At 70.5% G+C, this 21,421-nt stretch carries 17 protein-coding genes; 13 read left to right on the plus strand and 4 right to left on the minus strand.

Going from position 1 to position 21,421, the window contains the following annotated elements; translation table 11 throughout:
- Positions 1–39 precede the first annotated feature (39 nt).
- From ACWD1Z_RS06295 to ACWD1Z_RS06305, 3 genes are all read right to left on the minus strand, one after another.
- On the minus strand, positions 40–2,496 hold the full coding sequence (locus ACWD1Z_RS06295; RefSeq protein WP_451116339.1) for a SpoIIE family protein phosphatase: 2,457 nt from the start codon (positions 2,494–2,496) through the stop codon (positions 40–42).
- Between the two features lie 134 nt (positions 2,497–2,630).
- Positions 2,631–5,015, minus strand: coding sequence for an MFS transporter (locus ACWD1Z_RS06300; RefSeq protein ID WP_451116005.1), 2,385 nt, complete (start codon positions 5,013–5,015; stop codon positions 2,631–2,633).
- A gap of 148 nt (positions 5,016–5,163) precedes the next feature.
- Positions 5,164–5,607 carry an SRPBCC family protein gene (locus ACWD1Z_RS06305; protein WP_389420740.1) on the minus strand — a complete coding sequence of 148 codons (444 nt, stop codon included), beginning with the start codon at positions 5,605–5,607 and terminating at the stop codon, positions 5,164–5,166.
- A gap of 136 nt (positions 5,608–5,743) precedes the next feature.
- Between ACWD1Z_RS06305 and ACWD1Z_RS06310 the strand changes: the two genes are divergently transcribed.
- The 4 genes from ACWD1Z_RS06310 (at position 5,744) to ACWD1Z_RS06325 (ending at position 9,514) form a co-directional block, all read left to right on the plus strand.
- Entirely contained in the window at positions 5,744–6,781 is a 1,038-nt protein-coding gene (locus tag ACWD1Z_RS06310) for an Rv2578c family radical SAM protein (protein ID WP_451116007.1), read from the plus strand.
- Between the two features lie 200 nt (positions 6,782–6,981).
- Positions 6,982–8,541, plus strand: a complete 1,560-nt coding sequence (locus ACWD1Z_RS06315) for an alpha/beta hydrolase (RefSeq protein WP_451116009.1) — start codon at positions 6,982–6,984, stop codon at positions 8,539–8,541.
- 50 nt (positions 8,542–8,591) lie between these two features.
- Positions 8,592–8,990 (plus strand): RidA family protein, encoded by a 399-nt coding sequence (locus tag ACWD1Z_RS06320; protein WP_451116010.1) that lies wholly within the window; start codon positions 8,592–8,594, stop codon positions 8,988–8,990.
- Between the two features lie 20 nt (positions 8,991–9,010).
- The gene (locus ACWD1Z_RS06325) at positions 9,011–9,514 is read left to right on the plus strand and encodes an N-acetyltransferase family protein (RefSeq protein WP_451116340.1); all 504 of its coding nucleotides are present in this window, start codon (positions 9,011–9,013) and stop codon (positions 9,512–9,514) included.
- Positions 9,515–9,568: 54 nt separating this feature from the next.
- On the opposite strand, the gene ACWD1Z_RS06330 is transcribed toward ACWD1Z_RS06325, so the two are convergent.
- A complete protein-coding gene (locus ACWD1Z_RS06330) occupies positions 9,569–10,144 on the minus strand; it encodes an adenylosuccinate lyase (protein WP_451116011.1) in 576 nt (191 codons plus the stop codon).
- 379 nt (positions 10,145–10,523) lie between these two features.
- Between ACWD1Z_RS06330 and ACWD1Z_RS06335 the strand changes: the two genes are divergently transcribed.
- From ACWD1Z_RS06335 to pssA, 9 genes are all read left to right on the plus strand, one after another.
- Positions 10,524–12,329, plus strand: a complete 1,806-nt coding sequence (locus ACWD1Z_RS06335) for a 3-hydroxyacyl-CoA dehydrogenase family protein (RefSeq protein WP_451116013.1) — start codon at positions 10,524–10,526, stop codon at positions 12,327–12,329.
- A gap of 118 nt (positions 12,330–12,447) precedes the next feature.
- Positions 12,448–13,278: a TetR family transcriptional regulator gene (locus tag ACWD1Z_RS06340; protein WP_389420734.1), complete on the plus strand. Its 831-nt coding sequence runs from the start codon at positions 12,448–12,450 to the stop codon at positions 13,276–13,278.
- Positions 13,279–13,676: 398 nt separating this feature from the next.
- Positions 13,677–15,014, plus strand: coding sequence for a crotonyl-CoA carboxylase/reductase (gene ccrA / locus ACWD1Z_RS06345; RefSeq protein ID WP_451116341.1), 1,338 nt, complete (start codon positions 13,677–13,679; stop codon positions 15,012–15,014).
- Between the two features lie 10 nt (positions 15,015–15,024).
- Positions 15,025–17,052, plus strand: coding sequence for a protein meaA (locus ACWD1Z_RS06350; protein ID WP_451116015.1), 2,028 nt, complete (start codon positions 15,025–15,027; stop codon positions 17,050–17,052).
- On the plus strand, positions 17,049–18,011 hold the full coding sequence (locus tag ACWD1Z_RS06355) for an HpcH/HpaI aldolase/citrate lyase family protein (RefSeq protein ID WP_451116017.1): 963 nt from the start codon (positions 17,049–17,051) through the stop codon (positions 18,009–18,011). The genes ACWD1Z_RS06350 and ACWD1Z_RS06355 overlap by 4 nt, the downstream gene beginning before the upstream one ends.
- Before the next feature lie 5 nt (positions 18,012–18,016).
- Entirely contained in the window at positions 18,017–18,529 is a 513-nt protein-coding gene (locus ACWD1Z_RS06360) for a MaoC family dehydratase (RefSeq protein ID WP_328421439.1), read from the plus strand.
- Positions 18,530–18,531: 2 nt separating this feature from the next.
- The gene (locus tag ACWD1Z_RS06365; RefSeq protein WP_451116019.1) at positions 18,532–19,746 is read left to right on the plus strand and encodes an acyl-CoA dehydrogenase family protein; all 1,215 of its coding nucleotides are present in this window, start codon (positions 18,532–18,534) and stop codon (positions 19,744–19,746) included.
- A gap of 170 nt (positions 19,747–19,916) precedes the next feature.
- On the plus strand, positions 19,917–20,573 hold the full coding sequence (locus tag ACWD1Z_RS06370; protein WP_451116021.1) for a phosphatidylserine decarboxylase: 657 nt from the start codon (positions 19,917–19,919) through the stop codon (positions 20,571–20,573).
- Between the two features lie 22 nt (positions 20,574–20,595).
- Complete coding sequence (pssA, locus tag ACWD1Z_RS06375; RefSeq protein ID WP_351981335.1) at positions 20,596–21,414, plus strand: CDP-diacylglycerol--serine O-phosphatidyltransferase; 819 nt, start codon at positions 20,596–20,598, stop codon at positions 21,412–21,414.
- The last annotated feature ends 7 nt before the right edge of the window (positions 21,415–21,421 follow it).

Here is a 21,421-nt window from a genome sequence, read left to right on the forward strand (position 1 = left end):
CACCGTGCGCCCCGCGCGCTCCCGGGGCCACGGGACCGGTCAGCGTCGCGGCAGCGTCAGTTCGAACCAGACGGTCTTTCCGGCACCCGTCCGGCTGGTGCCCCACTCCCGCGCGAGGGTGCTCACCACCCGCAGCCCCCGCCCGAGTTCGTCGCCCGCCCCGGCGTTCATCAGGGTCGGCAGCTCGTGGTCGTCGTCGTCCACCTCGCACAGCAGGGTGTCACCGCGGACCAGCCGCAGATCGACGGGCCGGCCGTGCGAGTGCCGCAGGGCGTTCGTGACCAGCTCGCTGACCAGCAGCTCGGTGAGGCCGGCCAGCCGCGCCAGACCCCAGTCGTGCAACTGCTCCCGGACCACCGCGCGGGCCCGGCCGACCTCCACGGGGTCGAGGGCGAGCCGCCACTCGGCGACGTCCTCCGGCCCGATGCCGTTGAGCCGCGCCATCAGCAGGGCGACATCGTCCTTGCGGCCACCCCGGGTGTTGAGCGCCCGGATGATCATGTCGCAGGCGTCGTCCATGGACGCGGCCGGATGCGCGGCGGACTCGCACAGCGTCGCCAGCCCCACCCCGATGTCCTCCCCGCGCACCTCGACCAGACCGTCGGTGCACATCACCAGCCGGTCGCCGGGCTCGACCCGGACCCGTACCGCCTCGAAGGGCACGCCGCCGACTCCTATCGGCGCGCCCGTCGGCAGGTCGAGCAGCTCGCTGCGCCCGTCCTCGGCGCGCACCAGCACCGGCGGGATATGGCCCGCGTTGGCGAGGTGCAGCTCCCCGGCGATCGGGTCGTAGACGGCGTAGAGACAGGTCGCGAGGTAGGTGTCGCCGAGGCGCTGGGCGAGGTCGTCGAGGTTGCGCAGGAGCTGGGCGGGCGGCAGGTCGAGCGCGGCCATGGTCTGGACGGCCGTACGCAACTGGCCCATCATCGCGGCCGAGTTGAGGCCGTGCCCCATCACGTCGCCGACGACCAGCGCGGTGCGCGCGCCGGGCAGCTTGACGGAGTCGAACCAGTCTCCGCCGACCCGGCCGAGCAGGGTGCCGGGCAGGTAGCGGGTGGCGATGTCGCAGCCCGCCATGCGCGGCGGGATGTGCGGCAGCATGCTGTCCTGGAGGGTCTCGGCGACGCTCTCCTGGAAGGTGTACATGCGGGCGTTGTCGAGCACCAGGCCCGCGCGGGCGGCGAGTTCGGCGCCGGTGACCCGGTCCATGTCGTTGAAGACGGGCCGCTCGGGGTGGCGCAGCAGGATCATGAAGCCGAGGACCACCTGGCGGGCCTTGAGCGGTACGACCAGCATGGAGCGGCCCGTGATCAGCGGCCGGATGTCACGCTTCTCGAACTGGGAGGCGATGGCGTGGCCCATCTCCTCGCTGATCCGCGGCACCAGCACGGGCTCGCCGGTGGTCATGCACTGGAAGAACGGCGTGTGCGCCGGGAACGGCATCGCCTCGCCGACCGGCACGACGTCGTCCCAGCGGCCGGGTTCGTCGGTGTGCTCGACGGCGACCCGGTGCCACAGGGTGGTGGTGTCCGGCACACCCTCCGGGAACCCCTCGCCCGCGACGACCTGTTCGCGCAGATAGGTGCCGGCGACGTCGGTGAAGCGGGGCACGACGGCCTTGCTGACCTCGACGATGGTCCGGGACAGATCGAGGGAGGTGCCGATGCGGCCGCTGACCTCGTTGAGGAACTCCAGGCGTTCGCGGACCGCGGCGTACTCCAGGTCCTCGCTCTCCTCGGCGCTCTCCGTCGGCAGCGGCAGCCCGAGCACCGCGGCGCGGGCGGCCCGCTCCCGGCGGGCCCTGCGCTCGGCGCGCCGCGGCACACCCCAGTCGGGGGTGACGGGCACCCGGTCGTTCTGGCTGAACTCCAGAACTGGATAGCCGAGTTCGAGGATCTGCGCCACGATGCGGGAGCTCTCGCCCACGCTCATGCTGGGCAGGATCTCGGGCAGCCGGCGGGCCAGCTCCTCGGCGCCGGGGAAGTCCGTGTGCAGGGCGAACCCGGGCGCGATCCGCTCGACGCCGAGGCCGTCGGGATCGTGCTGCTGGAGTGCGTCCGCGTCGGCCGCCAGGACCAGCAGCCGCTCGCTCCCCGGTCCGACGAGGGGGTAGGCCCACCACAGGACGTCGGAGCGGCTCTCGCCCGGCACGGTGAGCCGGGCGCGGCCCGCGGCGGGGTAGTCGAGCCGCCCGTCGAGGGAGGACTCCAGGCCGGGTCCGAGCCCGTCGTAGGCGGCGTACGCCCCGTGCGGGCCGGCGTCGGCCGCGTCGGGCAGCGCCCCGGAGACGGGCAGCAGGTCGGCGGCGGGGCGTCCGATCGCCTCGTCCTTGCCGGCGCCGAACAGCCGTCTGGCGCCGGTGCTCCAGTGGGACACCAGGCCCTCGCGGTCCACCACGACGACCGCCAGCGGGACGCGGCCGGTCGCGATACCTTCCCTCGCGCCGTTCCCAGCTCCGCGGCTGGGAGGTACGTCCCTCTCGATGCCACGGTCCATGGCCAAGGCCTCTCTCCCCACGGCTTGGCAAGATCTCATGCCGCCGACTCCACGGTACGGCGAGCGGCGGTCGTGATGTGCGTCAATGCGGGAATTGGCGACTGCCCACGCCCCGGCGCGCGCCCCCGCGCTCCTCAGTCCTCGTGCCCCAGCTGAAGGTCGCGTTCCGTGCGGCCGCCGCCGGCCATCTGGAGCACGGTGGCGACCGGCGGATACCCCGCGGCGATCACCGTGTACTCGCCGGAGGACAGGTCCACGAACCGGAACGTGCCGTCCGGTCCCGTGATGAGCGTGTCGACGACATTCCCGGCCGCGTCCAGCAGCGTCACGCGCGCGTCCTCCACGGGCCTGCCGCCGCTCGCCCGGACCGTCCCGCGCAGCACGGCGCCCCCGGCGAGTTCGATGTCCTGCCGGGTCTCCCGGGCCGCCTGCACGGTGACGGGGAGCGCGGCGGGCCGGAAGGCGGGCGCGCTCGCGGCGAGGGTGTACTCGCCGGCCACCAGCTCGGTGATGACGTAGCCGCCCTCGCGTCCGCTGCGGGTGCTGGCGACGACCTCGCCGTGGACGTCGGTGAGGGTGACCGTCGCCTCCCGTACGCGGCTGCCGTCGGCGGTCATCACGGTGCCCGTCAGGCGCCCGGCGCCGCCGAGCACCACGTCCACCTCGACCGGGCGTTCGCCGACGGTGACGGAGACGGCCTGCGGCTGGTGTCCGCCCGCCGCGGCGATCAGGACGTAGGCCCCCGGTCCGGCCGTGGACAGCGCGTACCGCCCGTCCTCGCCGCTGGCGCCCCGGCCGATCTGCTGTCCGACGGAGTCGATGAGGGTGAGCGCCGCGCGCGGGACGACGGTGCCGTCGGGGTGCTGGACCGTGCCGCACACGGGGATACCGGCCGCGTGCGGTGAACGGGCGCCGGGAACGGCGGCGTTGACGGGCGCGGGCTCGGTTTCGGCGGTGGGGTGGGACACCAGGGGTTTCTCCTTGAGGAAGAAGGCGAGGAGCAGGCCGAGGGCGAGCACCGGCACGAGGTAGAGGAAGATCCTCGGCATGGCGTCGGCGTAGGCCTGGATGTAGTCCTCGCGCAGGGCCGGGGGCAGCGCGTGGACCACCTGCGGGGTGATGGACTCGGGGTCGGGAAGGCCGGCGCCCGCGGGCGTGGGCAGCCGGTCGGCGAGCGCGTCGGTGAGCCGGTGGGCGAAGAGGGTGCCGAAGATCGCGGCGCCGACCGAGCCGCCGATCTGCCGGAAGTAGTTGCTGGCGCTGGTGGCGGTGCCGAGGTCGGTGGGGCGCACGGAGTTCTGCACGGCGAGGATCAGCACCGGCATCACCATGCCGATGCCCGCGCCGAGGACGGCCATCCAGACGCTGTAGTGCAGCCGGGGCGTTTCGGCGTCGAGCCGGGACAGCAGCCACATGCCGACGACGGAGAGGGCGCCGCCGAGGACGGGGTGGAGCTTGTAACGGCCGGTGTGGCTGATGAGCTGTCCGGAGAGGATGGAGGCGCCGACGATGCCGCCCATCATGGGCAGCATCAGCAGCCCCGACTCGGTGGCGGACGCCCCGTCGACCATCTGCAGGAACGTCGGCAGATAGCTGGCGGCGCCGAACAGGGCGACGCCGATCACCAGGCCCACCAGGCCGGTGACGACGAAGACGGAGTCCCTGAACAGCCGCAGCGGGATGAGGGGTTCGGGGGCGAAGTGCTCGGCGACGAGGAAGAGGACGGCGGTTGCCACCGCGCCCGCGCCGAGGCCGAGGATGACGCGCGAGTCCCAGGCGTGCTCGGTGCCGCCCCAACTGGTCAGCAGGACCAGGCAGGTGGAGGTGGCGGCCAGCAGCAGCGCGCCGAGGACGTCGAGGCGGGGTTTGGCGGTGGGCTTCGGCAGCTTCAGCACGACGGCGATGACGGCGAGGGTGACGAGGCCGAAGGGGACGTTGATGTAGAAGCACCAGCGCCAGGAGAGATGGTCGGTGAAGTAGCCGCCGAGCAGGGGGCCCGCGACGGAGGCCAGCCCGAAGACGGCGCCGATCAGGCCCATGTAGCGGCCGCGCTGCCGGGGCGGCACGATGTCGGCGATGATCGCCTGCACCCCGATCATGAGCCCGCCCGCGCCGACGCCCTGGACGGCCCGGTAGGCGATCAGCTGGTCCATGGTCTGGGCCCGCCCGGCGAGCGCGGAGCCGATGACGAAGACGACGATCGCGAACTGGAAGACGCCCTTGCGGCCGAGGAGGTCGCCGAGCTTGCCGTAGACCGGCAGGCCGATGGTGGAGGTGAGCAGGTAGGCGGTGATCGTCCAGGACATCCGGTCCAGGCCGTGCAGCTCGCCGACGATCTTCGGCAGCGCGGTGGCGACGATCATCTGCTCCAGCGCGGCCAGCAGCAGCGCGAGCATCAGCCCGACGAAGACCAACCGCACCCGGCGCGGGCCGAGTTCGACGAGCGCCGACGGGGCCGGTGCGGGGGTCTCGGGGGGTGCCTCGACCGCTCGGTCCTGCACCACAGTCGTCCCGCCCACGTCCCGCTCCCCTCGCCGCGCCTGCCACGCAATTCCCGCTTATGGCGACAACTGCGAGCAAGCGCGACGAGTTACGGCAGACCGGTACGGCGGGGGCGGATCCACTCGATCCAGTGAGAGGCGTCAACGCCCCCCGGACACCTGGGACTTACTTCTCGACCTCGGCGGCGAGCTTGTCGAGCAGGGCGTCGTAGATCCGGCCGAGGCCCTTGGGGGCGAAGGTCTTCTCGAAGAAGCCGCCAATACCGCCGGCGCCCTGCCAGGTGGTGGTGACGACCACCCGGGACCTGTCCTCGCCGGCCGGGGTGACGCGCCAGGTGGTGACCATGGAGGAGTTGCGGTCCTTCTCGACCAGCTCGCCGTCGGTGGGCTCGGTGACCTCCAGCAGACAGTCGCGCACCCGCTTGCTGGTGGCCTGGAGCTTCCAGTGGACGAGGGTGCCCTCGCCGTCGCCGCCCTCGCGCACCTCGTACTCGCTGAAGTGCTCGGGCAGCAGCTTCTCGCGGGTGCCGCTGTAGTCGGCGAGGGCGTCGAACACCTTCTCCGCGTCCGCCGCGACGACCCGCTCCGTAGTGGCCTCGACCTGCGCCATTGAGTTCCTCCGTGAGGTGAATTGCTCGGGGATCGGGGGCAAGCCAACCACTCCGCGACCCGGCCGCCCAAATCGAGGTCGCACGATCAAGGGAACATGTGTTCTATTCTGTGGTCAGTGCTACCGAGGAGGCCTCATGCGCTGGGAGAACCTCGCCCTGGAGTCCGACCACAGCCGGGCCGACGCCGCGCTGTTCGGCGCCGACGCGGTGACCACCCGTACCTTCGACACCCCCGAGTTCCGCGGGATCACGTTCCACGAGATACGGGCCCGCTCGATCATCAACCGGGTGCCGGGGGCCTCCCGCATGCCTTTCGAGTGGACGGTCAACCCCTACCGGGGCTGTTCGCACGCGTGTGTGTACTGCTTCGCGCGCAAGACGCACAGCTATCTGGACCTCGACACCGGGCTCGGCTTCGACTCCCAGATCGTGGTCAAGGTGAACGCCCCCGAGCTGGTGCGCCGCCAGCTCGGCTCACGGCGCTGGCTGGGCGAGCACATCGCGATGGGCACGAACGTCGACTGCTATCAGCGGGCGGAGGGCCGCTACCGCCTGATGCCGGGCATCATCGGCGCCCTGCGCGACCACGCCAACCCCTTCTCGATCCTGACCAAGGGCACGCTCATCCTGCGCGACCTGGAGCTGCTGAAGCAGGCGGCGGCGGTCACCAACGTCGGCATCTCCGTCTCGGTCGGCTTCACCGACGCCGAGCTGTGGCGGACCGTCGAGCCGGGCACGCCCGCCCCCGAGCGGCGCCTGGAGGTCGTCCGCACGCTGAGCGAGCACGGCATCGGGTGCGGGGTGCTGATGGCGCCGGTCATCCCGTTCCTGAGCGACTCCCCGGCCCAGCTGCGGGCCACCGTGAGGGCGACAGCCGCGGCCGGGGCGACCTCGGTGACCCCGCTGGTGCTGCATCTGCGGCCCGGCGCCCGGGAGTGGTTCATGGCCTGGCTCGAACGCCACCATCCCTGTCTGGTGCGCCGGTACGAGCGGCTGTACGCGGACGGCGCCTACGCCCCGAAGTGGTACCAGCGCCGGATCACCCGTCAGGTGCACGAGCTGGCCGAGGAGTACGGCATCGGCCCCACGCGCGCGGGCATGCCGCGCCGGATCCGTGAGCCCGAACCGGCCGGGCCCCAGCCGGCCGGGCCGGTGCAGCTCTCCCTGATCTGAGAACACAGACGCCTGAGAACACCCGACGCCTGAGAACACCGACGCCTGAGAACACCGACGCCTGAGAGCATCCGAGCGCAACAACCGACCCAATTGGGTCAAGTATCGCCAGAACACGTTCTTCCGGGCGGCCTTTCCGGGACGATGCCGCGTGGACCGTGACCCTCGCGGTCCGCACACCTCCGTCCTGGGAGGACTCGATGAGAAAACGCGCAGCCGTGCTGTGCGGTGCGGCCGTCGTCGTGGCCGGGACGTTCACGGCCGTCCCCGCCGAGGCCGGCGTGCCGAAGCCGGCTCCGAAGCTCACCTGGAAGAGCTGCGGCACCACCACCTATCCGACGCTCCAGTGCGCCTCCCTGAAGGTGCCGCTCGACCACGCGAATCCGCACGGTGAGCAGATCACGCTCGCCCTGTCGCGCGTGCCGCACACCGCGAAGAAGTACCAGGGCCCGCTGCTGGTCAACCCCGGCGGCCCCGGCGGCAGCGGCCTGACCCTGGCCGGGTTCGTGGCGAAGACGCTGCCGAAGTCGGTGGCGGCGCAGTACGACGTGATCGGCTTCGACCCGCGCGGGGTCGGCAAGAGCAAGCCCGCCCTCGACTGCAAGCCCGGCCATTTCAACCCGGTGCGCCCGGACTCGGTGCCGAGCACCCCGGCGCTCGAGAAGGCCAACCTCAGCCGCGCGCAGTCCTTCGCGAAGGCGTGCGGCGACAAGTACGGGCATCTGCTGCCGTACATCAACACGCTCAGCGCCGTACGGGACATGGACCGGATCCGGCACGCGGTCGGCGCCGAGCGGATCAACTACTTCGGCTATTCGTACGGCACGTATCTCGGCGCGGTCTACGCCAAGCTCTTCCCGGAGCGCGTGCGGCGGCTGGTCCTGGACTCCGTGGTGGATCCCACGGGTGTCTGGTACGAGAACAACCTCGCGCAGGACCACGCCTTCAACGACCGTCACCTCGCCTTCATGGCGTGGGTCGCCAAGCACCACGCGACCTACAAGCTGGGCACCGACCCGGCGAGGATCGAGGCCGAGTGGTACGCGATGCGGGCCGCCCTGGCGAAGAAACCGGCCGGCGGCACGGTGGGCCCCGCCGAGCTGGAGGAGACCTTCCTGCCCGGCGGCTACTACAACGGCTACTGGCCCCATCTCGCCGAGGCGTTCGCGGCGTACGTGGGCGACAAGAACACCGATCCGCTCGTGGAGGCGTACGAGAACTTCGCCGCCGTGGACGCGGCGGGCGACAACGGCTACAGCGTCTACACCTCCGTCCAGTGCCGGGACGCACAGTGGCCGCGCGACTGGGAGCAGTGGCGTGCCGACAACTGGGCGGTGTACGCGAAGGCACCGTTCATGACCTGGAGCAACGCCTGGTACAACGCGCCCTGCGCGTTCTGGCCCACCGGCTCCCTGGAGCCGGTGAACGTCGCCAACGGCACGCTGCCGCCGGCGCTGCTGTTCCAGGCGACCGGGGACGCGGCGACGCCGTACCACGGCGCCGTGACGGTGCACCGGATGCTGCACGGCTCCAGCCTGGTGGTCGAACAGGGCGGTCAGAACCACGGCATCTCACTGAGCGGGAACGCCTGCCTGGACCGGCACCTGGCGGCGTATCTGACCGACGGCACGGTGCCGCGCGGCGGCGGTGAGGTGGACGCGGTGTGCGACGCGCTGCCCGACCCGAAGCCGCTGAGCCCGGCGTCGTCCTCGGCCTCGCGGGGCGCGACCCTGCACGGCCTGCTCGGCTTCCGCGGCTGACTCCCCCCTCGGGGGCGGGCGTTGTCAGACCCGTGGTCCACCATGGACGCATGAGTGAGCTGACCAGGATTCCCGCCCCCGACGGGGTGGCCGCCGCGCCGCAGTACAGCCATGTGGTCATGGGCACCGGCCGCTTCGTGGCCGTCGCCGGCCAGCTTCCGCTCGACGAGAAGGGCGAACCGGTCGGCGAGGGCGACCCGGCCGCGCAGGCCCGTCAGGTCTTCGAGAACCTGCGGCGCTGCCTGGCCGCCGCCGGGGCGACCTTCGACGACGTCGTCAAACTCACCTTCTTCGTCACGGACCTGGCGGACCTGCCCGCGATCCGCGCGGCCCGCGCCGAGCACATACCGGACGACCGGCTGCCGGCCGCGTCGGCGGTGCAGGTGGCGGCTCTGGTGCGGCCGGAGTTCCGGATGGAGATCGAGGCGTTCGCGGTGGTGGCCGAGTGACGGACATCCACCTGCGGGACATGGTGTACGCCGACTGCGACCGCGTCGCCGAGATCCGCGTCGGCGGCTGGCGCACCGCCTACCGGGGGCTGCTGCCGCAGGGCTACCTCGACGGTCTCAGCGTCGCGGAGGACGCCGAGCGCCATCGCGCCCGCTTCACCCAGGGCGACGGCAGCGCGGTGAACCTCATCGCCGAGCGGCACGGCGGCACCGTCGGCTGGGCCTGCCACGGCCCCTACCGATCCGAGGACCTCCCCGGCGAAGACGCCGAGCTGTACGCGATCTATGTCGACCCGGGTCAGTACGGCGCCGGGATCGGTCAGGCCCTCCTCCAGGAGTCGATACGCCGGTGCACGGCCGCCGGATACCCGCGCATGCTGCTCTGGGTCCTGAAGGAGAACACCGACGCCCGCCGCTTCTACGAACGGGCCGGGTTCCTCCCCGACGGCGCCGAGGAACCCTTCGAGGTCGACGGCGTGCTGGTGCCGGAGGTGCGGTACGCCAGAGAACTCACCGCTGCCTGAGCATCCGCCTCACCGCTGCCCGCGCATCCGCGCCATGCTGCCCGCGCATCCGCCTCACCGCTGCCTGGGGATCCGCGCCAGCGCCCGCACCGCCGCCTCCGCGAGCGCCGGATGGGCCAGCGCCTCGCTCAGCACGGTCCGGGCCCGGGTGTCGCCGAGCGCGCCGAGACCCTCGACGCAGGCGAGCGCCACCCGGCGGTACGGGTCGTGCGGGCGCAGCCGTCGCTCCAGGGTGGTGATCAGCGCGGGGACGGCCTCGGGGGCGCGCAGTTCGACCAGCAGCCGGACCGGGTGCAGCGCGTAGGCGACGCGCAGTTCGTTCGTGGCGAGCGCCGCCGCCGCCCGGGCCGTCCGCGGATCGCCCAGCCGGGCCAGGGCGTACGCGGCGGACGAACAGCGCTGCGGGTCACGGTGGTTCAGGAGCAGGACCAGGGCTTCGAACGCCCGCCGGTCCCCCGCGAGTCCGAGCCGGAACGCGGCCAGCTCCCGGGCCCACAGCGACTGCCCCGGCGCGGTGAGGACATCGGCCAGCGCATCCGGGTCCGTGGTCCCCGCCAGCTGCTCGAAACCCGGGCCGCCGCCCGACTCCCGCCGTAAGCGCTCCGTGAGTGATCGCAACTCTTCGTCCATGACATCGAGCCTATGGGCGTGTCCGCCGCGTCGGGACCTACATCACAAAGACGGTGAAGGACGGGGACTGGCGCGCTCGTTACCGGCCGGTTAAGCTCAGACGAGCGAGGTACCCCCTCGCGTTCCACCCGCGGTGGCCTGGTGACGCAGCCGCCGCGGACTGTCGGTTCGGTATCTCGGATACCGCAGTACGACTCGGCCACGGGACAGGGCCGGTCGGGCAGGACCGTTCACCGGACGTGTGCACGTCCGTGTCGACGGCACCGGGCGTGTGCGCAGGTAGCCCGGACCACACCCGCATCTCTCACGCACCCGGTGCGCCGCTTCGGCGCACCCGGGCCGCGCTCCCAGTCGTCACCCTCATTCCTGGAGTCCCGCGATGGCCACTCCCCTGTCCGACACCCCTCTGTCCCCGATCCGGACCGTCGCCGTCATCGGCCTCGGCACCATGGGCACCGGTATCACCGAGGTCCTCGCCAAGGCCGGCCGCGAGGTCGTCGGCATCGACATCAGCGAGGCCGCGGCAGCCCGGTCGGTGGCCGCCCTGGAGGCCTCCACCACCCGCGCCGTGGAGCGCGGCAGGCTCACCGGGCAGGAGCGCGCCGACGCCCTCGCCCGGGTTCGCACCTCCACCGACCTGGCCGCGGCGGCCGACGCCGACCTGGTGATCGAAGTCGTGCCGGAGTCGTACGAGATCAAGCAGCAGATCTTCCGCGCGCTGGACGGGATCGTGCGCCCCGGGACGATCCTGGCCACCGGGACCAACGCGCTGTCCGTCACCCGGCTCGCCGCCGACTCGGCGCGTCCCGAGCGGGTGCTCGGGCTGCACTTCTTCAACCCGGCCCCGGCGATGAAGCTGGTCGAGGTCGTCTCCTCGGTGCTGACCGCGCCCGCGGCCGTCACCGCCGTCACCAACCTCGCCCTCGACCTCGGCAAGGAGCCCGTCGCGGTGGGCGACCGGCCCGGATTCGTCGCCGACGGCCTGCTGTTCGGCTACCTCAACCAGGCCGCCGCGATGTACGAGGCCAAGTACGCCTCCCGCGAGGACATCGACGCCGCCATGCGGCTCGGCTGCGGCCTGCCCATGGGCCCCCTCGCCCTGCTCGACCTCATCGGCATCGACACCGCGCGCACCGTCCTGGACGCCATGTACGCCGAGTCCCACGACCGGCTGCACGCCCCCGCGCCGATCCTCAAGCAGCTGAGCGAGGCGGGCCTGACGGGCCGTAAGACGGGCCGCGGCTTCTACACCTACGAGGCGCCGGGCAGCGCGACCGTCGTGCGGGACGCCCTGACCCCGCTGGAGGGCTCGGTCCCGGTGCCGGGCCGCGAGGTCCGCTCCGTCGGCGTCGCCGGTTCCGGCACCATGGCCTCCGGAATCGCCGAGGTCTTCGCCAAGGCGGGCTACGACGTCGTCCTCGCCGCCCGCAGCGAGGAGAAGGCGCAGACCGCCAAGGCCCGCATCGGCAAGTCCCTGTCGCGCTCGGTCGACAAGGGCCGGATGACCGCGGAGGCCGCGGCCCAGACCCTGGACCGGATCACCCCGGCCGGCTCCTACGACTCCTTCGCCGAGGTCGACCTGGCCGTCGAGGCGGTCGCCGAGGACCTGGAGATCAAGCAGCAGCTGTTCGCCACCCTGGACAAGGTCTGCAAGCCCGGCGCGGTGCTGGCCACCACCACCTCCTCGCTGCCCGTCGTCGCCTGCGCCCGCGCCACCTCGCGCCCGCAGGACGTGATCGGCATGCACTTCTTCAACCCGGCCCCGGCGATGAAGCTGGTCGAGGTCGTCCGTACCGTCCTGACCGCCGACGACGTGCACGCCACGGTCCGCGAGGTGTGCGGCCGGATCAGGAAGCACGCGGTGGACTGCGGCGACCGGGCCGGATTCATCGTCAACGCCCTGCTGTTCCCGTACCTGAACAACGCGATCAAGATGGTGCAGGAGCACTACGCCACGCTCGACGACATCGACGCGGCGATGAAGCTGGGCGGCGGCTACCCGATGGGCCCGTTCGAGCTCCTGGACGTGGTCGGGCTCGATGTGTCGCTGGCCATCGAGAAGGTTCTGCACCGCGAGTTCCGTGACCCGGGCCTGGCTCCGGCGCCGCTGCTGGAGCACCTGGTGGCCGCGGGCTGCCTCGGCCGCAAGACGGGCCGCGGCTTCCGCGAATATGCCCGCCGGTGACCGTCCCGGCGACTGGTTCCGCGTAGGCGAGGACTGGGGCGGACTGCTCGACCCCGCGGCCGCTCCCCCGCCCGCCCAGGGCGGGGGAAGCCCGGGACCTGCGCACCGTCCTGCGCGGATGCAGTACGTTCGGGTCATGCCCCAGCCCGCCAGGTCCTCACGTACACCAGCCACGCCCGATGCACCGGAAAGTGCCGCAGGCAGTCGCGCGGCCGCCCAGCGGCTCAAGATGCGCCGAGAACTGGCGGCCGCGGCGATGGAGCTGTTCTCCACCAAGGGGTACGAGGCGACCACCGTCGACGAGATCGCGGCCGCGGCCGGGGTCGCGCGCCGCACCTTCTTCCGTCACTTCCGCTCCAAGGAAGAGGCGATCTTCCCGGATCACGACGACACCCTGATCCGTGCCGAGGCGGTGCTCAACGCCGCCCCCGCGCACGAGCATCCGCTCGACACGGTGTGCCGCGGCATCAAGGAAGTCATGCGGATGTACGCGGCCCGCCCGGAGATCTCGGTCGCCCGCTACAAGCTCACCCGTGAGGTGCCCACCCTGCGCGAGGCGGAGATCGCCTCGGTGGCCCGTTACGAGCGTCTCTTCACGCGCTACCTCCTCGGCCACTTCGACGAGCACGCGCACGACGACGACGCCAACGACGACCCGCTGCTGGCGGAGGTCGCCGCGTCCGCCGTGGTCACCGCCCACAACCATGTGCTGCGGCGCTGGCTGCGGGCGGGCGGCCAGGGCGATGTGGAGGCCCAGCTGGACCATGCCTTCGCGATCGTCCGCAAGACCTTCGGCAGCGGCATAGGGGCCGGCCGGACGGCGACCACCCCCCAGCCGGCCGCGGCGACGGTCTCCGCGCAGGGCGAGGTCCTGGTGACCGTCGCCCGGACCGACGCCCCGCTGGACCAGGTGATGCGGACCATCGAAGAGGCGCTCAAGGAGCGCTGAGGCCCGCCGCCAGGACCCTTCGCCACTGTGATGACGGCCACCCCCCGGGGTGGCCGTTTTGGCATGTCAGAGCAGGTTTTTCGGCTTCTTTCACCCCGCGTTCGATCGATCATCGCTCATCTGTTACGTAAAGATTTCACCTGAGAGCAACTTCTGGCACTCAGTGCCTTGCGGCCTGACACGCGGTGTCATACGTTCAAGGTGTCCGGCCTGTCCCGACGAGCCCAACGGCTCGCGCGCCGGACGCCTGCGTCACAGGCACCCTCCCGCGCCACAAAGCGCCGCCGCACCGCACCACACGCCGAACCGACGGCACCCACACACACCCTCAGCAGCACCGACGTAACCCTCGAGCGTCCCCCCTCAGGACGCGTATCGCCGGAGGCAACACCGTGACCGTGAAGGACATCCTGGACGCGATCCAGTCGCCGGAATCGACGCCGGCCGACTTCGCCGCTCTGCCGCTCCCCGAGTCGTACCGCGCGATCACCGTGCACAAGGACGAGACGGAGATGTTCGCGGGCCTCGCGACCCGCGACAAGGACCCCCGCAAGTCGATCCACCTGGACGACGTGCCGGTGCCGGAACTCGGCCCGGGCGAGGCCCTGGTGGCCGTGATGGCCTCCTCGGTCAACTACAACTCCGTGTGGACCTCGATCTTCGAGCCGGTGTCGACGTTCAGCTTCCTGGAGCGCTACGGCAAGGTCAGCGAGCTCACCAAGCGCCACGACCTGCCGTACCACATCATCGGCTCCGACCTCGCGGGCGTCGTCCTGCGCACCGGCCCCGGCGTCAACGCCTGGGCCCCCGGGGACGAGGTCGTCGCGCACTGCCTCTCCGTCGAGCTGGAGTCGTCCGACGGCCACAACGACACCATGCTCGACCCCGAGCAGCGCATCTGGGGCTTCGAGACCAACTTCGGCGGCCTCGCCGAGATCGCGCTCGTGAAGTCCAACCAGCTGATGCCGAAGCCCAAGCACCTCAGCTGGGAGGAGGCCGCGGCCCCGGGCCTGGTCAACTCCACCGCCTACCGGCAGCTGGTCTCCCGCAACGGCGCCGGCATGAAGCAGGGCGACAACGTCCTGATCTGGGGCGCCAGCGGCGGACTCGGCAGCTACGCCACGCAGTTCGCGCTGGCCGGCGGCGCCAACCCGATCTGTGTGGTGAGCAGCCCGCAGAAGGCGGAGATCTGCCGCGCGATGGGCGCCGAGGCGATCATCGACCGCAACGCCGAGGGCTACAAGTTCTGGAAGGACGAGAGCACCCAGGACCCGAAGGAGTGGAAGCGCTTCGGCAAGCGCATCCGCGAGCTCACCGGCGGGGAGGACATCGACATCGTCTTCGAGCACCCCGGCCGCGAGACCTTCGGCGCCTCCGTCTACGTCACCCGCAAGGGCGGCACCATCACCACCTGCGCCTCCACCTCGGGGTACATGCACGAGTACGACAACCGCTACCTGTGGATGTCGCTGAAGCGGATCATCGGCTCGCACTTCGCCAACTACCGGGAGGCCTGGGAGGCCAACCGGCTGATCGCGAAGGGCAAGATCCACCCGACGCTGTCGAAGGTCTACTCCCTGGAGGACACCGGCCAGGCCGCGTTCGACGTGCACCGCAACCTCCACCAGGGCAAGGTCGGCGTGCTGTGCCTGGCCCCCGAGGAGGGCCTGGGCGTGCGCGACCAGGAGATGCGCGCCAAGCACCTCGACGCCATCAACCGCTTCCGCGACATCTGAGGACAGCCTCATGACTGAGCGTCAGAAGGACCGGCCGTGGCTCATGCGGACCTACGCCGGTCACTCCACGGCCGAGGCGTCCAACGAGCTGTACCGGCGCAACCTCGCCAAGGGCCAGACGGGTCTGTCCGTCGCCTTCGACCTGCCGACCCAGACCGGCTACGACCCGGACCACATCCTCGCCCGCGGCGAGGTCGGCCGGGTCGGGGTGCCCGTCTCGCACCTCGGTGACATGCGCCGGCTGTTCCAGGACATCCCCCTGGAGCAGATGAACACCTCGATGACCATCAACGCCACCGCCATGTGGCTGCTGGCGCTCTATCAGGTCGTCGCGGAGGAGCAGGGTGCGGACATCACCAAGCTCCAGGGCACGACCCAGAACGACATCGTCAAGGAGTACCTGTCCCGGGGCACGCACGTCTTCCCGCCCGGGCCGTCGCTCCGGCTGACGACGGACATGATCGCGTACACGGTCTCCCACCTGCCCAAGTGGAACCCGATCAACATCTGCAGCTACCACCTGCAGGAGGCGGGCGCGACCCCGGTCCAGGAGATCGCGTACGCGATGTCCACCGCGATCGCGGTCCTGGACGCCGTGCGCGCCGGCGGCCAGGTCCCCGAGGAGCGGATGGGCGAGGTCGTCGCCCGTATCTCCTTCTTCGTGAACGCGGGCGTCCGTTTCGTCGAGGAGATGTGCAAGATGCGCGCCTTCGGCCGCATCTGGGACAAGATCACCCGCGAGCGCTACGGCATCCAGGACCCCAAGCAGCGCCGCTTCCGCTACGGCGTCCAGGTCAACTCCCTGGGCCTGACGGAGGCGCAGCCGGAGAACAACGTCCAGCGGATCGTGCTGGAGATGCTGGCCGTCACCCTCTCCAAGGACGCCCGCGCGCGTGCCGTCCAGCTCCCGGCCTGGAACGAGGCGCTGGGCCTGCCCCGGCCCTGGGACCAGCAGTGGTCGCTGCGGATCCAGCAGGTCCTCGCCCATGAGAGCGATCTGCTGGAGTACGAGGACATCTTCGAGGGCTCGAAGGTGATCGAGACCAAGGTCGAGGCGCTGGTCGAGGAGTCGCTCGCGGAGATCGAGCGGATCCAGGAGATGGGCGGCGCGATGGCCGCCGTCGAGTCCGGCTACCTCAAGTCGCAGCTGGTGGCCTCCCATGCCGAGCGCCGGGCGCGGATCGAGTCCGGCCAGGAGAAGATCGTCGGCGTCAACATCTACGAGTCGACCGAGCCGAACCCGCTCACGGCCGACCTGGACGCCGCGATCCAGACGGTCGACCCCGCGGTCGAGGCCCGGGTGATCGCCGCCCTGGAGCACTGGCGCGGCACCCGCTACCAGCCCCCCTTCAACCACCCGCGCCCCTGCAAGGCGCTGGAGAGGCTGAAGGAGGCCGCCCAGGGCACCGCCAACCTCATGGAGGCCACCCTGGAGTGCGCCCGGGCCGGCGTCACGACCGGCGAGTGGGCCGGGGCGCTGCGCGAGGTGTTCGGGGAGTTCCGGGCGCCGACCGGTGTGTCCTCCGCGCCGGTCGCGGTGACCGCCGAGGAGGGCACCGCGATGGCGCTGGTCCGCCACCGGGTGGCGGAGACGGCCCGCGACCTCGGCGTCGGCAAGCTGCGCTTCCTGGTCGGCAAGCCGGGCCTGGACGGGCACTCCAACGGCGCCGAGCAGATCGCCGTGCGGGCCCGGGACGCCGGGTTCGAGGTGGTCTACCAGGGCATCCGGCTCACCCCGGAGCAGATCGTGGACGCGGCCCTCGCCGAGGACGTGCACGCGGTGGGGCTGTCCATCCTGTCCGGCTCGCACGCCCAGTTGGTGCCGGACGTCCTGGAACGGCTGCGTGTGGCCGGTGCCACAGATATCCCGGTGATCGCCGGTGGCATCATCCCGAAGGGTGACGCCGAACAGCTCCGGGCCGCCGGAGTGGCCGCGGTCTTCACCCCGAAGGACTTCGACATCACCGGGATCATCGGCCGCATCGTCGATGAGATCCGCACAGCGAACAAGCTCGACCCCCTGGAGGTCCCCGCATGACCACGGTCAACCGCCTTCGCCCCCGGCGTTCCTGTCTGGCGGTGCCGGGCTCGAACCCGCGCTTCCTGGAGAAGGCCCAGGGGCTCCCGGCCGACCAGGTCTTCCTGGACCTGGAGGACGCGTGCGCGCCGCTCGCCAAGCCCGAGGCGCGGCACACCATCGTCAAGTTCCTCAACGAGGGCGACTGGACGGGCAAGACGCGGGTCGTGCGCGTCAACGACTGGACGACCGAGTGGACCTACCGCGACGTGGTGACCGTCGTCGAGGGCGCGGGCCAGAACCTCGACTGCATCATGCTGCCGAAGGTGCAGACGCCCCAGCAGATCGTGGCGCTGGACCTGCTGCTGACGCAGATCGAGAAGACGATGGGCTTCGAGGTCGGCAAGATCGGCATCGAGGCGCAGATCGAGAACGCGCAGGGCCTCAACCACGTCAACGAGATCGCGACGGCCTCCCAGCGCGTCGAGACGATCATCTTCGGCCCGGCCGACTTCATGGCGTCGATCAACATGAAGTCGCTGGTCGTGGGCGAGCAGCCGCCCGGCTACCCGGCGGACGCCTACCACTACATCCTGATGAAGATCCTGATGGCCGCCCGCGCCAACAACCTCCAGGCGATCGACGGCCCCTACCTGCAGATCCGCAACATCGACGGCTACCGCGAGGTCGCCCGGCGCGCCGCCGCGCTCGGCTTCGACGGCAAGTGGGTGCTGCACCCGGGCCAGGTGGAGGCGTCCAACGAGATCTTCTCGCCGTCGCAGGAGGACTTCGACCACGCCGAGCTGATCCTGGACGCGTACGACTACTACACGTCCGAGGCGGGCGGCAAGAAGGGCTCGGCGATGCTCGGCGACGAGATGATCGACGAGGCCAGCCGCAAGATGGCCCTGGTCATCTCCGGCAAGGGACGCGCCGCCGGCATGCGGCGCACGTCGAAGTTCGAGATCCCGGAGGCCTGAGCGCGATGCAGTTCGGACGCACCTACGAGGAGTTCGAGGTCGGGGCGACGTACAAGCACTGGCCGGGCAAGACGGTCACCGAGTACGACGACCACCTGTTCTGCCTGCTCACCATGAACCACCACCCGCTCCACATGGACACCAACTATGCGGAGAAGACGACGGACTTCGGCAAGAACGTCGTCGTCGGGAACTACATCTACTCGCTGCTGCTCGGCATGTCCGTCCCGGACATCTCCGGAAAGGCCATCGCCAACCTGGAGATCGAGTCGCTCAAGCACGTGGCGCCGACCTTCCACGGCGACACCCTTTACGGCCAGACGACCGTGCTCGACAAGTGGCCGTCGAAGTCGAAGAACGACCGCGGCATCGTCTACGTCGAGACCAAGGGCTACAAGCAGGACGGCACGCTGGTCTGTGTGTTCCGCCGCAAGGTGATGGTGCCGACCGAGACCTACATCAAGGAGCGCGGCGGCGAGCAGCCGGGCCGCCCCGAGCTCAAGGAGCAGGAGAAGTAGCCATGGCGCGACTCGCCCAGACCGCCGGTCTGACCGACATCCAGCAGGAGATCCTGTCCACCGTCCGGGACTTCGTGGACAAGGAGATCATTCCGGTCGCGACCCAGCTGGAGCACCGCGACGAATACCCCCAGCAGATCGTCGACGGGCTCAGGGAGTTGGGCCTGTTCGGCCTGATGATCCCGGAGGAGTACGGCGGCCTGGGCGAGTCCCTCCTGACGTACGCCCTGTGTGTGGAGGAGATCGCGCGGGGCTGGATGTCGGTGTCCGGCATCATCAACACCCACTTCATCGTGGCGTACATGCTCAAGCAGCACGGCACGCAGGAGCAGAAGGACCACTTCCTGCCGAGGATGGCGGCCGGCGACATCCGCGGCGCCTTCTCCATGTCGGAGCCGGCGCTCGGCTCGGACGTGTCGGCGATCACCTCCAAGGCGGTCAAGGACGGCGACGAGTACGTCCTGAACGGTCAGAAGATGTGGCTCACGAACGGCGGAACGTCGTCTCTGGTGGCCGTTCTGGTGCGAAGTGACGAAGGTCTCTCCCCCGAGGAAGCGGCCGCCAAGCCGCACAAGTCGATGACCACCTTCCTCGTCGAGAAGGAGCCCGGCTTCGGTGAGGTCCGCCCCGGCCTGACCATTCCGGGCAAGATCGACAAGATGGGGTACAAGGGGGTCGACACCACCGAACTCATCATGGATGGCCTGCGGGTTCCCGCCGACCGGGTGCTCGGCGGGGTCACCGGCCGAGGTTTTTACCAAATGATGGACGGCGTCGAAGTCGGCCGCGTCAACGTGGCGGCGCGTGGCTGCGGCGTCGCTCAGCGTGCCTTCGAACTGGGTGTCCATTACGCCCAGCAGCGCCACACTTTCGGCAAACCGATCGCCCAGCACCAGGCGATCCAGTTCAAGCTCGCCGAGATGGCTACCAAGGTCGAGGCCGCCCATGCCATGATGGTGAACGCGGCACGCAAAAAGGACTCCGGGGAGCGAAACGACCTTGAGGCTGGGATGGCGAAGTACCTCGCCTCCGAGTACTGCAAGGAGGTCGTGGAGGATGCCTTCCGGATCCACGGCGGCTACGGCTTCTCCAAGGAGTACGAGATCGAGCGCCTCTACCGTGAGGCCCCGATGCTGCTGATCGGTGAAGGTACCGCCGAGATCCAGAAAATGATCATCGGGCGCAGGTTGCTCGAAGAGTATCGACTCCAGGGCTAGATGTCCTGGTTCGGGGTGTTTTCTTCGAGAAGAAGATCACACCCCGTCAACACTCTTCAGCCGCCGACTCGGCTTCCTGGCTTGCCCAGTTGTGGCCCGCGACCGGTACGATCCCGGGAAAGCCGCCGTCCCCCCTCAGTGCGCGGCATCATCCGCTACGAAGGTCATCCATGCCCCACAGCCAAACCTCTGCACCTCGCGACAGCCGGGCCGGCGTACGCCTCGCGCGCGGAGCATCGCCGTGGCTTCTCCCGACCGTCGCCACCGCAGCCCTCAGCCTGGTCAAGGCGCGCCGCTCCGGCGCCGCCAAGGCCGTGGCCGTGCCCGCCACCGCCCTCGCGGCGGGCATGCTGTGGTTCTTCCGCGACCCCGAGCGCGAGATCGCCCAGGGCCGGGTCATCTCGCCCGCCGACGGTGTGGTGCAGAGCATCATGCCGTGGAAGGACGGGCGCACCCGCGTCGCGATCTTCATGAGCCCGCTCAACGTCCACGTCAACCGCGCGCCCCTCTCCGGCACGGTGACCTCGGTCGAGCACATCCCGGGCGGGTTCGTTCCGGCGTTCAACAAGGAGAGCGAGAACAACGAGCGCGTAGTCTGGCATTTCGACACCGAACTCGGCGACATCGAGATGGTCCAGATCGCAGGCGCGGTCGCCCGTCGCATCGTGCCCTACATCCCTCAGGGGACGAAGGTCGAGCAGGGGGACCGGATCGGTCTGATCCGCTTCGGCTCGCGGGTCGACATCTATCTGCCCGAGGGCGTGGAGGTCGCGGTCGAGGTCGGGCAGAAGACCGTGGCTGGGGTGACTCGCATTGACCGTGATTGATCCGGAGACACAGACGGGCTGGGTGCCCGAGGCGGACGAGGTGGACGAAGAGGAGGAGATGCCCCTCTCTCTCCGCCTCTCGATAGCGGACACCCTCACCCTCGGCAACGCCACATGCGGCTTCATGGCCGTGTACTTCACCACCACCGGCATCCTCATCCCCCACTTCACGGGGAGTGAAGAGGTCGGCATGGCGCGGCACAGCGCGGCCACGGCCGTGATCCTGATGCTGTGCGCGGCCATCTTCGACCTGTTCGACGGCCTGGTCGCGCGCAAGCTGCGCTCCTCGCCGATGGGCGCCGAGCTGGACAACCTCTCGGACCTGATCAGCTTCGGCCTCGCGCCGGCGTACTTCGTGCTGGTCTACGGCATGGTGACCGACGGGGCCCACCAGAAGGTGGCCGCGGTCGGCGCGATCGTGGTGCTGCTGGCGGTGGTGCTGCGGCTTGCGCGCTTCTCGTGCGTGACCCCGCCGAACGGCATGTTCCAGGGCATGCCCTCGCCGTTCGGGGCGCTGACCGTCGTCTCGATCGTGCTGCTGGAGCTGCCCTTCGTGGCGACGCTGCTGGCGGTCCTGGGGACGGCGTGGCTGATGGTGAGCCGGGTGGAGTACCCGAAGCCGCGGGGGCGGCTGGCGGTGGCGATGCTGGCGTGGATCGTGCTCTCGATGGGGCTGCTGGCGGCGTGGGCGTTCGACGCCCCGAGCGGCCAGCTGCTGCTCCAGACGGGCTGCGCGCTGCAGCTGGTCATGGGCGCGGTGATCCCGCTGTTCGCCACGGCGCGCCGGGTGAACAACTTCCGCGACAACCGCCGCGAGGCGCGGGCGGCGCAGCTGCCGTAACGCCGGC

It is taken from the genome of Streptomyces sp. NPDC002784 (assembly GCF_053592135.1).